Source organism: Lysinibacillus sp. NPDC059133 (assembly GCF_042755925.1).
Classification (GTDB): Bacteria; Bacillota; Bacilli; order Bacillales_A; family Planococcaceae; genus Lysinibacillus.
Window position 1 is genome coordinate 87,120 of sequence record NZ_JBHZDH010000012.1, and the last position, 11,830, is coordinate 98,949.

Sequence of the window (11,830 nt, forward strand, 5' to 3'; positions counted from 1 at the left end):
AGGTATAAATTCGGGAAAATTAAAGTGGGGTAAATATTAAAAAATGGTTAATGGAATTGGACTGAGTTTGAGTTCTAAGAAAATCATTTTTTATTTCCTTATCAAGCCAATGGGGGATTTAGTGCAAAAAAATATTTCAAAATAATCAAACTATTTTTAGGAGTTAATCTGTCACATTCAAATAAGAGCATATTTTTTAGCAATCTTTTTTCAAAACGCGCTCTTTAAATTATCTTGGTCTTAGTGTTACGCTGAAATCGACTCTACATGCGATAGAATGCCAAGACGCTTCATTTCGTGGTCTGTTATAGGGTATAACAATTTTTTAGTAAATTCATAGGAGAACGAAATCTCGCTCTCCTCGCTTATAACTTCCACTGATCCTTAAGTTTAGTCAAAAACTTCATCTTACTACCGTCATCCCCTGATACGTCTGGATGAAACTTCTTTGATGCCATCCTGTAGATTTCATGTAATACTTTCTTTTCATCATCCGTGTAGTTACTTTGTGAAGGGGTAAAGTAACTACTACCACCATACGAATTGTAGTTACGCTTATTGCTTTCCTCGTAACTACGCCTAGAGTATTCTTCCCGTGCCCTTTTCTTAACCTTTAGCTCCTCTAAGTAAGCTGGATTACGCAAATTTCCAAATACGTCATAGCAACAACTGTATTTACCTTGTCCGTATTCTTTTTCAAATGCTATCTCGGCTGCTCTATGGGCTTCAAGAATTGCTCTTTGCTTTACCTTTACTTTAAATTCTTTCGTCTATTGAAACTCTAATTTAATTTTTTCGATGAGTGGTTCCAGTTTTGCGTTAATCATTCTATGGAAGGTATCTTCATCAATTTCCATTTCTTTTAGCTTCTTTTCTAGTTCCCTTTCAATATAATGATCACCATACCAGGAGTCTAGCAAATCATAGTAACTCATTGTGCAGATAACCCATTGTTTCTTTTTCACTTTACCGTTTTCTCGGTAACTGTGATGAATGCTAACCTTATAGGCATCTAATATTGGCCTTTCAAAACGTTCATTGCTATAAGTGTATCCGTATGATGTTTTCGGCTCATCACCAACAAATCCTAATTTTATTTCGGTTACAATGATTTCTTTGTGTGTACCATTCGGATCCGGCTTCTTCTTAAGTATTTTTTGAATGACACAAAACATGTTTGCAGCTCCTTTCTATGTAGTTACTTGCAGAACAAACAAAGTACCTACATTATTTAAAGAAAGGATAACCTATAATAGCGTTATCCAAGTTTTGAGGACCTTCGAAAATCCATACTTTTTACCACTGATGCTCTCACACGTTATTTATGCATTAAGCTTTAGTACTTTCTTTCGTGCAGCTTCAATATGCCTTTGTACCGTACCCTTCGTAATCCCTAGTTCTTTGCCGATAGATTCAAAGGGTTGAAAAAAACCATAGTGCAGCATATAACAGGTGCGTTGCATAGGTGCCATGTGCTGAAGTACAAACATGATTGCTCGTTTGTCGTCATCAGATAATGTTCGTTCTAGATGGTTTGTACCTGGTTCTCGCAAAGAAGGTACGTCATCATTAACCCCAAACCATTTTATATCCGTGTTCACCTTACGTTTGTCATAGCCGTATCGTTTGTTCGCACTTTTATGAATACCCTTCCTTGTTTCCTTTGGGTTAAAGCCTTTACTCATCCATTCAATCGCTAGCTCCAAGTCAGATAGCATTCCAGCGTATATTTTTTGTTCTGGATCATCTTCATGTAATGCAGCACGTTCAGCTTTCAATCGTTTATGGGTTGCTCTGTACTCTTTTAATAAATCATTCAATGGGAATCACCTTGTTTCCTGCTGTTCACTGCTCAGCTCACTATTTTTCCTTTTTAGGCACTATCCGAATAACCACGTCTTTCTTATCTATCTCTGTTGGATTGGCATCATGTTCACGTAGAATAACTACCTTTGGCTGTTGCTGTTTACTCATGGTAATTTCACTCCTAACTCTTTTAATCCACTGAAAAATGCCTTGTCAGATACCAAAACTCCCGAAAAGCTCTGCTAGTTTCGTTTCATGTGTATTCCGTTCCTTCTCCGCAAAATAGCACTCCTGGAAGCGGTGTATATCGGCTTCATTGGCTACATAATAACGCTCAAGTGTTCTAATGTATTCAGCAGCTGCATTAATGAATGACGGATTATCAACTTTCACAATGTTTAATCCTTCTCTGCGTAAGTAGGTGATCGCCATTTTCAATTCATCATCCGATAAACGACAAGCACATTCTATTTTTTCAATTGCCGTTAATGCAGCGGTCGAGGAAGAAATAATTCCTCGGAACAAATTTAGAGGTGTAAGCTGCCTTCTACTCGAAAAAAAGAAGCTGAATTATCGGTACTCACATCTGACCAGCTAAGTAAAATGCTAAATTACGCTAAAGAAAATGAAGATGAAACTTACTATTCAATTTTACTTTTTCTTTCTTTTACGGGAATGCGAAAAGGTGAAGCATTAGGTCTTCAATGGGGAGATATCGACTTTGATAAGCAAGCTATTAATATTATTCGGAATCGAACAAGACACGGTACTGGAACAACTAAAACAAAAAATAGTGAGCGTAAAATCAAAGTTGGTAAGAATGTGATTGAGCAGTTATCTCGCTACCAAAAAGTAGTCAAAGAAAAGTGGCTAGCATTCGGTAAAAAATTGGAAGATGAGGATTATGTGTTTATCTCTTTGGAAAGTATGATACCTATGCCCTTAACCACATTACACAAAGGATTTAAAAGGATTGTTAAACGTTCTGGGTTAAAAGAGTGTACAATTCATTCTCTTAGGCACTCACATGCAACAATATTAATGAATGACGGTGTGCCAGTAAAAGCAATTGCTGAACGATTAGGTAACACACCAGAAATGATTCATACAACATACGGTCATGTATTGAGAGAAATGGAAGATAAAATTATAGACACATTTGACCGTGCTATCGAAATTGGGGCTAAAAGTGGGGCTAATCTCTAAGAGACAGCCCCTAAACCCTTATATATCATGACAACCATTTCGGAGGTGTGTTTTTCTCCCAATAAATATCCCCTAAATTATTGTGTGCCATAAAGTCGTCCTCGGCACTGTGGTAGTGGAAGTTGTAATAATAGCCATCCTGCGGTCTTTTTTCTGTGCGGACATGGAAGCGAATTAAATCCATGCCTGTTTCATTGCTAGTTATATTAAAAATTTTCTCGCCATAGTTTCCACTTGGCTTTTCTGAAATTGTCAACGATGCTAATGATGCATCGTCTAAGCCTGCTACTGTCATCGCAATAGCTTCCTCCATTTTAGGGAAGATAATAGCGTCAAATTCATTGCTAATTTTCGGGCCAATTTTTGTGCCGAATTTCACATAAGATTGCTCTTTCGCCGCATCAACGAGCAATGCATTGTAGTCAACCGGGTCTTCCTGTATTTCTGTTTGTTCTATCGGAAGAGCAGCCGCTTCTGCAGTGCTCGTCCCAGGTGATGGCCCGATAGAAGCACGATTTGATGGATTATGATCAAATGCTTCCCATATCTCATGTGTTGGCGTAATTAATCCAAATGTTAAAAACGCAACCATAATGACGATACTTTTTTGAATCCATTTCTTCATTAATTAACACCTTCTCTTTATGTACAAATTGGTAAATCTATTACTAATATATACGCTTAAGCCCTATAAAAGGTTTCATAATTTTATAATTCATTGTACAATATTTATGTATAAAGTAAAAACTTCACATCCTGGGAAAACGCTTGTATGACCATCATCCTGTTGCCCCAAACTAATCGGGCATTTACTCGCAGTATGCAGGATAAATGTGTCGTTTTTTTAAAAGGAGGTACAAAACATGGAAATCGCAATGGGTATTGGTCTTTTAATAATGTTAGGTTACTTATCATCTTTATGCTTCACGAACTAATACAATTACTTTTATGAAGAAAGTCCGCGAGCTAGCGGACTTTTCTACTTTGTTATGACCTATTCTGCCGCTCATAGGGCACTTTCTTTATTATGAATGGAACAGATTTTCACAAAATGATATAGACTATAGACTAAATTTATATACAGTCTAGAGCTTCTTGTTCTTACTTCATAAGTATTCAAGCACGATTCCCGCTACTAATGTACGCGGTAAAATTGTTAAAATACCACTCTCTTTTCGTACTAGCTCCCTATGTTCTTCATTGTATCCCATACAATCCAAAACAATCAGATCCACTCGGTAATCTCGAAGATAATGAGCTGCTTCTTCAAAGTTGCCATAATCATATGGTGAAGCAACAGCAATTGTGATATCATCCGAAATATCTTTCCATTTTTCAAGCATAGAATCTCTCTGTTCTTCTAGCGGAATAATTAAACCCATCTTCGGTTGATCGGCCATTGCACTAATCATTTGTGTGACGATTCGATTCGGATAAATAATGGGCTTTTCACATGTTAAAATCGGAAAATCATCTGTGCTTAATACGATAACCATATCCACCACTTGTTCTAACTTTGATAATTCTATTTGTAACAAGGGTAGTAGTTTTCTTTTATCAATTATTATGGATCTGCCATCCCGTAATCGCGAAATAGATGTGTTCTTTTCATTTCTCGCTAAAACTGTTAGTAATTCCACTTCTTTTAAGGAATCCAATGCTCCTCTTTCCACAATTTTAATATCTTTATTCAATAGTTCTGTAAACGTTGGTGTAATGTCTATACGTGGTGATTGTCCGATCGTCAAAAAACCAACTTTATTCATTTGTAGTCACCCCTAAAGTTTGAAGATGTATCATTAATTTATTCAAAAGCTTTTCATACACCTTTATCGGAAAACTTAGCTGTATTCTCAAATAGTTGTTCCAATATAAGATGATTGCATAACATCAATAATGTCTGCTTTAACACCATAGCTATTCCTCCACAATTTTCTCCTATAATTTTAGCTCGTCATCTTTTAGGTAGTACCTTTTAAAATGCACAATAGCGGGAATATTCTGAATTGTAACCATATAAAATTAACATGTTACGAACGAATATTCATTGCTAGCGATATCGTTGTATCATTTGAACTATGTCAATATCGAAAACAAACTACAAGTAAATTTAAAGCAAAAATATTAATAAACATTGTTACACAAGTTCAAATTTATTGGAACATTTATTTGAAAAAATAATCAAAAAGAACTATAACAGGTGCGATAACTGGGAATTCATTACATAAAAAAGAGTAGACATAGTCTGTCTACTTCTGAAAGCTCTTCTATATGTCTGTTCGACTTTTCTATCCGTCGCTTCAAAAATTATTCGATCTTCCCAGTAAATTGGACAAGGGGCAGCCTCGCTATTGCGAAGCCACCCCTTTAGTATTTAATAGGTAACATGTTTCGTAAATTGTAAAGTCTCAACCCAATCATCTGGGGAATAATATTATATTGAAACGTATATGTTTCATCACCGCGGTAAAATTCCACTGTGTGCTTTCTAACTTAAGCAACGCAAACCCAACCTTCTTTTGCGTCCTTGCAGCCCCAAAGCATGCGCCAGTGTGAATAAGTATCTACAAAAACAAAAAGCAGAATTCCAGATTACGTAAATATGCTACCTATAATAGCACGATTTATATTATACTATAGAGTTTTTAAAAAGTAAACATTTTATTTTAAGTTACCACGGTATAACAGTTGAACATTCAATTTGATATCCATGTTGAGCAGACCATTTTAGTAAAGAACCCCCAATAGGTCTCGCAGATCGCAATAATTTGTTGTGGGTCAGAGAGATTTCCGGACATCACCAACTCACATAGAACATCAAATCCATCGGGCTTATCTTTAAACGACAATGCTTCCGGTAATACTTGAGCAGAAGTTGTGAAAAATTGTTTATTGTGCAATCCCAAAATCATTGCACCTGCTGTAGCAATTTCCATCGCCAAAATCGGTAAAAATGTTTGAGGACCTTGTACTTCAATATTTCTCATTTTGCCAATATACTCGTACATTTCTTCTACTAAAGTCCGACAGATCGCTTTTTTAAATATCGAGCTATCTACTGAGTTAGCTTTTGCTTTTAATTCAGAGAAAAAATCCTTCGGGTCATAAATAGGTAAAATGTTGAAAAATTGCCCATGCGTCAGCGGCCATTCTTCGTCAACTGTAGTCGCTTCTTCGATAATATCTTCTGCGCTGTCAAAGTTCACTTCTGCCTTCCATCGCCCTGCTGTCCACTCATAGGTAAAACTTTCATCTAAAGTGTTTAAAATACATTTAATTTCTATATCTGAAAAAGGCCCATCTGTTTTTCGGGCTAATGAACCGTAAATCCCAATTGCTTGTACCTTCGAACCAAATCTTTCTAAAACTCGGTTGGCAATGGCATAAGCAATTTCCATTCTTTCTTCTCTCGTTACCTTTTTCGGACCAATCATATTTGTCTCTCCTTATTATTTAATTGAGCTATATAATGGGCCGTGGAGGACCACGAGCTTAACGAGGAATTTTGTCTGCTGTCATGTGCAAAATCACCTTTCCTTAATTAACATCTTGCTTTCTCTTTTCCAACAAATCTGAAATTTCGTCGATATCCATTTCAAACATAACCGAGTCATGTAATAGAGGCGCAAAATAATAGGTAACTTTTTCTTCCCCATGTTCTTTCTCTAACCGCAACCACTTTTCAGTTGGTAGCAAACAAAAAGCCAACGTATCTCCGCCAAGTGAATCCATGTACCAACGGATTTTATATTTCGGAGCAATAAAGTCCTGTACAGCTTTCAAAGTTGTGTCCCTATCCGTTCTTTCTTCATCATACGGGATTGCTTTCTTCACTTCATCTTTTATCAAGAAAATATCAACACACCTTGGCTTATCATTTTCAACTAGTTCAACATTTATTTTATCTTCTTCAAGTAAGTATTCGTTAAAATATTCCGCGATCGATTCGTCAAAATCTTTCCAATCCACCCATACTAATGCTTCACTATCCCAAAAGCTTTCTTCTCCCGCTAATGGATTTTTCAAAAACAGCTCGATTTTCCCCTCTATTTGATTCATACACATCCCCCTAAAATTTCATTGTTCAAAGATTTTCAATTTTAAAGATTTGTAAAATCTTTCTACCTCAACTGCATTTTCTGGCAATCCTGACACTTGCCCATCCCCAACCTCAATAATAAGCCATCTATCATCAACGTTTTTCCCTATATCGATGGAGATAAAGTTACTGTTAAACTGACTAGCTAAGGTAATAAATGCGTCCAAATTAGGTTGTTCATTATCATAAGTAATCTCTTCCCAATAATCTAGGACTTGTAAGAGCTGGCGATTAAAAAAAATCAATCTATATTCTCTCGACAGCGGCACGCCACTCTTTGGATGGTCAGCTATCTTCTCTAATGGAATAAACTCTCGAAAGACAATTCCTCCATTAAGATCCTGTCCTTGTCTCTCAACAAAATTTTTGACAACAAAATCAAGCTGTTTTTTATCGGATGCGTCAGGAATATAACACGCATCCTCCCACTCATGCTTTCTTGATTTCACATAGTCCTTAATGAGTATTGGTTGATAATGAAATTCAGCAACAACTTCGTAGATCGTATTGTAATCTTGATGAACAGCCTCTATATCAATCCATTTACTTTTAGGCGTGTAATCTTCAATAATATGATAGGAGTTCGGAAAATAGTGACATGCAGTGTAATGCATAGGACTGTTAACAAGTTTCAAGTTTTTCTTTAACAACCCTTGATATAACTTCTCATAATTTTCAGGACTCAACATCCAGCCACGATATATGACCGTTTCCAGCGTATGCGAGGGCTCAATTAGACGCAGTACCTGTTGAATTTTTTGATTTAATAAGTCCTCGAGTTGAATTAAATCAACCTTAAACCCGAGTGATTTTGCCGTATTCATTTCTAATTCATAATCAACATCAACTGACTTACTATTTAAAGGATCACTTCAAAAAAGAATTCTCATCGCTAACCCCTTTCATCATCAAAATAAATCGTCCCAAGAAAGTCGATATGATATGTATCATGGTTGACCGTCAAATTTTGCCCATCATAATTGACACCGAATAACAAAATTATCGCATTGTACGGTTGTGATAGATCATTCCCTACTTTTGAAATAAATCTACCTTTAAATTGTTCAGAATAAGAGAAATCATTTTGTAGTAATTGATCCAGTTTAGTAAAAGTTAACTCATAAAAAACTGCCTCACAAAAATCCTCATCAAAGGTGAACCCAAAATCATATTCAAATTGATTGTAGAATTCATCATAAAGCTCTTTCAATTCAACTTCACACGCTCGGTTTTGATTTTGTGATAGGAAAAGCCGCTCTAGCTCTTTTGAAAATTCTTCATCGGTCTCATCCTCACGCTGATAAACTGTTGAAAGATAGCTATCAAGCTGATCATTATTTTCAAAATGGCCAGCCCAAATCGATACATAGCCGCTATTTTCTTGGTAGTAGTCGAAAATCACTATGTCACATCCTTTTTAGAGATCCATCAGACAGTTCTAGAATAGATTAAAGCTCCTCCTGAACCCATAATCATTAAATGATTTCCTGATGGAGAAAATCCACATTTAATCGAGCCATCTAAACGACCTAAGTCAATTGCAGTTGCATCTGTTAAATACTGATGATTTGCTTTAAAAACATTGTCGATAATGACAGTTGCTCGTGGCCACCAAGGATAAATGACTTCAAGATGCCATCCATCATTTGACACATGAATACCGTCGCCAGCATCCAAGCCAAATATCATAATCTTTTCCTTAGTAAAAGGTATAGTAAAAAACAAATTATCTTCACTTCTACTGTCATAGGTCGTATTAGCATCATAATCTCTATGTATGCGAGAACCAGTAATTGGCTCTGTCATGCTGTATCCTGAACCGCTAATCAGAACAACGTTTTCATCTTGATCCCATCCACACGCAATTACACCAGATGCAGGGATTACTGTTTCATGCCCCCACGGACTAGGGGGGTTCATAAATTCCATTGACTGTGCCTTTTTTAATAAATCAAGTTCAAATGATGTTCTTATTTCTTTTTTCAGATCGTCATATCCTTCTTTTGCTTATTAAATTATTCTACTATATTAGTAAATGCACTAATGCAGCTGTGATTTTTAGAAGTGTCTAATACGGCAAACCTAATCTCTGTGAACAATTGTCCAAAGCCTTCATCCTCTAAAAGCTCACGCCACCATGCAGCAATTTTTTGTGGATCATTTCGAAAGACACCACAGCCATATGCTCCTAAAATTAAATGCTTGTCTCCTTTATATGCGAATAGCGCTAATGCTAATCGCATTCGATCTTTCATTACACGTTCTGCTTCCTGACTATCTTCTCCCTTCGCCAAAGCCTGTCCGTAGTTCACAGCAGGTAAGGTTAGTACCGAGGCAGTCACTGGCTGTTTCATTAGAGCAAAGCGCTCATCACGGAAAAAGACTACATCTGGAGAGTAGATTGCATAATTCGTATACATCATCGACCGATTCGAACGATTTGCCTTATAATAGCCCTCGTTACAAAGCTGCGTTTTATATAGCCCGCTGGAAGCTGCTAAACTTTCCTCCTGAGCCATAGCCCCCTTTAAAAATCCACCACCAGGATTTTTTGCACTCGCAAAGTTTAACACCCCAATTTTCTCTTTTCCTGTTGTAGCAAAGTCAATAATTGCTTTTACCGTTGCTTCATTTCCCAAGGAATATACAGGTTGTTGTTGCAGTTTAGGAAGATTAAGATATTCTTTGACAATGTCTTCCCCCTGTTTCGGGTCAATCAACTCACTATTCTTCTCCGAAAATTTCTGTGCTTCCGCAAAATCTATTTGCTCATTGCCATATTTATAATAGCCTTGCTCCTGAATTCGCAATGTCTCCTGGGCAATTTCTTTTCGATTCATTTCTAGTGCTCCTTTTTATAGAAATTTCGTTTGTCTTGGAATCAATTCTATTCTTCTCTTTAAAAAGGAATAGATATCACTCAATTAATAAACTATCCAATACTGTTTCATATTACCATATTTTGAATTTTGGATAAAAAAATAGAGGCCCGTTCACAATGAACAAACCTCTTGAAAACACAATATTTACTTCATTCAACATCCAGAACACCATAATGAAACTTCGCAGTTGTTCTTGTTAATTGCTGAAAATGATAGTTGGCTAACCATTCTGAACGAAAATGAGCCTTTAACACTACCCGTTTTCTTGCCACTCGTTTTGCCTCAATTACCCATTCTTCCGTTAATGTCAAATGTTCTCCAGCTAAGCGTAAAGCTTCAAAATTATTGGCTTCTTCAATAACTTCTTCAAACATCGGATCCATATAGACGACATCAAACGAATTGTCAGGCAAAGTCTTCAAATAACTAATCGCCTCAGCCTGCACCACTTCAATATGGCGCATACATGCAGTTAACGGTAGCTCTGTCGTATCGTAGGTTTTCATCCCCTGCTCAACAATAAATGCTACATTCGGATTCGCTTCTAGCCCAACAACTCGCCCCGCTTCGCCAACAGTATAAGCCGCCAACATAGCATCCGCAGCAAGTCCCAATGTACAATCAAGCACCGAATCTCCTTTTTCAAACTGTGCCGCTTCTAAAAACGGCTCCGCTTCCCCACGGGCAACACGCTTTAGGCGAAATGCCGCTGAATTCGGATGGAAGAAAAACGGCTCATCGGCACCAAAAGCATAATACTCAAAACGATTCTTCCCAGCAACGATCACATGCGCATGCAATTCCTGTGAAATCTTCCGAACAGAACGCTTTTTTCTTGGCTCAAACGAAGCATCTAATTGTTCACACGCAAAAGCAGCGAGCGCCAACGATAAATCGTCTGGTCTGCCCGCTGTCGTAACAATGGTCTTTACTTCTCGCATGTTTGTTCTAAAACACCTGTTAAATGTGTAACAATTTGATCCACAGGGAATCCTTCAATTTGTTCACGTGGAATAAAGTATGCCAATTGCCCATCCTTTAAAATCGCCATCGATGGTGAACTTGGTGGCACATCCTCAAAAAAGCCACGCATCGCAACAGTCGCTTCAGGATCCTGACCCGCAAAAACAGTCACAAGATGATCAGGCTTCACCGCTTCCACTGCCTCACGAGCAGCAGGACGCGCCAACCCAGCCGCACAACCACAAACCGAGTTAATCACAACCAACGAAGTCCCCTTCGCCTCCGCCATAAACTCATTCACCGCATCAGCCGTCGTAAGCTCCTTAAATCCAGCCTCCACTAACTCCTCGCGCATCGGCTTCACTACCTGTTTCATATATTCATCGTAAGCGTTCATGCTTTTACCCTCTTTCATATGTATTCGCAAAGGTTATTATAGCAAGGTTTTTCAAGAATGTACAAAGACTTGCCTTTTGCCCGATTTCATGTGTTTTCGGGGGGAATGTGACTTTTTCGTGATTTTGGTGACTTTTTTGTGTAACGTGGATTGGTTTGTTAAACACTTGTTACACACCCGAAAGATGGATTCTATTATTATATTTTCTATTGTTTTTATTAGTATTCCATCCACACTTATTATAAAGATTTTTCATTTACTTTATCATTTGACTCCAATAAAATGTAAATAAATACATATAAAAGAGGTAACAAAATGAATCCATGGATAAAGGCCATTCTCGGTGTAGTCATAATATTCGGCTTCAGTATAACGTTAAATCAATTGATGGAACCTGGTGTTTTAAGCTCTGTATTAAAAGGCTTAGTTATTTCAATTGTAATACTTGGGAATAATTTCACTATCAATAAAAATAAA

General features: G+C 37.1%; 13 protein-coding genes and 1 pseudogene. 1 reads left to right on the forward strand and 13 read right to left on the reverse strand.

Annotated features, from left to right (window positions below):
* Positions 1-770 precede the first annotated feature (770 nt).
* From ACFXN8_RS09135 to ACFXN8_RS09145, 3 genes are all read right to left on the reverse strand, one after another.
* Complete coding sequence (locus tag ACFXN8_RS09135) at positions 771-1,175, reverse strand: hypothetical protein (RefSeq protein ID WP_386844495.1); 405 nt, start codon at positions 1,173-1,175, stop codon at positions 771-773.
* Between the two features lie 147 nt (positions 1,176-1,322).
* A complete protein-coding gene (locus tag ACFXN8_RS09140; RefSeq protein WP_386844497.1) occupies positions 1,323-1,820 on the reverse strand; it encodes a sigma factor-like helix-turn-helix DNA-binding protein in 498 nt (165 codons plus the stop codon).
* A gap of 199 nt (positions 1,821-2,019) precedes the next feature.
* On the reverse strand, positions 2,020-2,199 hold the full coding sequence (locus tag ACFXN8_RS09145) for a hypothetical protein (protein ID WP_386844499.1): 180 nt from the start codon (positions 2,197-2,199) through the stop codon (positions 2,020-2,022).
* Positions 2,200-2,346: 147 nt separating this feature from the next.
* Between ACFXN8_RS09145 and ACFXN8_RS09150 the strand changes: the two genes are divergently transcribed.
* On the forward strand, positions 2,347-3,012 hold the full coding sequence (locus ACFXN8_RS09150) for a site-specific integrase (RefSeq protein WP_386844537.1): 666 nt from the start codon (positions 2,347-2,349) through the stop codon (positions 3,010-3,012).
* Between the two features lie 25 nt (positions 3,013-3,037).
* Here ACFXN8_RS09150 and ACFXN8_RS09155 read toward each other — a convergent pair whose 3' ends face one another.
* The 10 genes and pseudogenes from ACFXN8_RS09155 to ACFXN8_RS09200 all read right to left on the reverse strand — a co-directional run bounded on the left by ACFXN8_RS09155 (position 3,038) and on the right by ACFXN8_RS09200 (position 11,353).
* Positions 3,038-3,637, reverse strand: coding sequence for a YpjP family protein (locus ACFXN8_RS09155; RefSeq protein ID WP_386844501.1), 600 nt, complete (start codon positions 3,635-3,637; stop codon positions 3,038-3,040).
* Positions 3,638-4,118: 481 nt separating this feature from the next.
* Positions 4,119-4,778 (reverse strand): AroM family protein, encoded by a 660-nt coding sequence (locus ACFXN8_RS09160; protein ID WP_376073959.1) that lies wholly within the window; start codon positions 4,776-4,778, stop codon positions 4,119-4,121.
* Positions 4,779-5,683: 905 nt separating this feature from the next.
* Positions 5,684-6,446 (reverse strand): annotated as a pseudogene (locus tag ACFXN8_RS09165) (ANT(4')-I family aminoglycoside nucleotidyltransferase).
* Between the two features lie 103 nt (positions 6,447-6,549).
* Complete coding sequence (locus ACFXN8_RS09170; protein ID WP_386844503.1) at positions 6,550-7,071, reverse strand: hypothetical protein; 522 nt, start codon at positions 7,069-7,071, stop codon at positions 6,550-6,552.
* Positions 7,072-7,089: 18 nt separating this feature from the next.
* Positions 7,090-7,935, reverse strand: coding sequence for an ATP-grasp domain-containing protein (locus tag ACFXN8_RS09175; protein ID WP_386844505.1), 846 nt, complete (start codon positions 7,933-7,935; stop codon positions 7,090-7,092).
* A 68-nt stretch (positions 7,936-8,003) separates the two neighbouring features.
* The gene (locus ACFXN8_RS09180; protein WP_386844507.1) at positions 8,004-8,513 is read right to left on the reverse strand and encodes an immunity 22 family protein; all 510 of its coding nucleotides are present in this window, start codon (positions 8,511-8,513) and stop codon (positions 8,004-8,006) included.
* A gap of 26 nt (positions 8,514-8,539) precedes the next feature.
* Positions 8,540-9,040, reverse strand: coding sequence for a hypothetical protein (locus ACFXN8_RS09185; RefSeq protein ID WP_386844509.1), 501 nt, complete (start codon positions 9,038-9,040; stop codon positions 8,540-8,542).
* A gap of 86 nt (positions 9,041-9,126) precedes the next feature.
* Positions 9,127-9,951, reverse strand: a complete 825-nt coding sequence (locus tag ACFXN8_RS09190; protein ID WP_386844511.1) for a TIGR02452 family protein — start codon at positions 9,949-9,951, stop codon at positions 9,127-9,129.
* Positions 9,952-10,142: 191 nt separating this feature from the next.
* Positions 10,143-10,934: a class I SAM-dependent methyltransferase gene (locus tag ACFXN8_RS09195; protein ID WP_386844513.1), complete on the reverse strand. Its 792-nt coding sequence runs from the start codon at positions 10,932-10,934 to the stop codon at positions 10,143-10,145.
* Positions 10,922-11,353 (reverse strand): BrxA/BrxB family bacilliredoxin, encoded by a 432-nt coding sequence (locus tag ACFXN8_RS09200; protein ID WP_386844515.1) that lies wholly within the window; start codon positions 11,351-11,353, stop codon positions 10,922-10,924. The genes ACFXN8_RS09195 and ACFXN8_RS09200 overlap by 13 nt, the downstream gene beginning before the upstream one ends.
* Positions 11,354-11,830: the final 477 nt, after the last annotated feature.

Coding starts and splice junctions, on each gene's coding strand:
- ACFXN8_RS09155 (WP_386844501.1), bottom strand. CDS start 3,637: ATGAAGAAATGGATTCAAAAAAGTATCGTCATTATGGTTGCGTTTTTA.
- ACFXN8_RS09190 (WP_386844511.1), bottom strand. CDS start 9,951: ATGAATCGAAAAGAAATTGCCCAGGAGACATTGCGAATTCAGGAGCAA.
- ACFXN8_RS09195 (WP_386844513.1), bottom strand. CDS start 10,934: ATGCGAGAAGTAAAGACCATTGTTACGACAGCGGGCAGACCAGACGAT.
- ACFXN8_RS09135 (WP_386844495.1), bottom strand. CDS start 1,175: ATGTTTTGTGTCATTCAAAAAATACTTAAGAAGAAGCCGGATCCGAAT.
- ACFXN8_RS09185 (WP_386844509.1), bottom strand. CDS start 9,040: ATGGAATTTATGAACCCCCCTAGTCCGTGGGGGCATGAAACAGTAATC.
- ACFXN8_RS09200 (WP_386844515.1), bottom strand. CDS start 11,353: ATGAACGCTTACGATGAATATATGAAACAGGTAGTGAAGCCGATGCGC.
- ACFXN8_RS09175 (WP_386844505.1), bottom strand. CDS start 7,935: ATGAATACGGCAAAATCACTCGGGTTTAAGGTTGATTTAATTCAACTC.
- ACFXN8_RS09170 (WP_386844503.1), bottom strand. CDS start 7,071: ATGAATCAAATAGAGGGGAAAATCGAGCTGTTTTTGAAAAATCCATTA.
- ACFXN8_RS09160 (WP_376073959.1), bottom strand. CDS start 4,778: ATGAATAAAGTTGGTTTTTTGACGATCGGACAATCACCACGTATAGAC.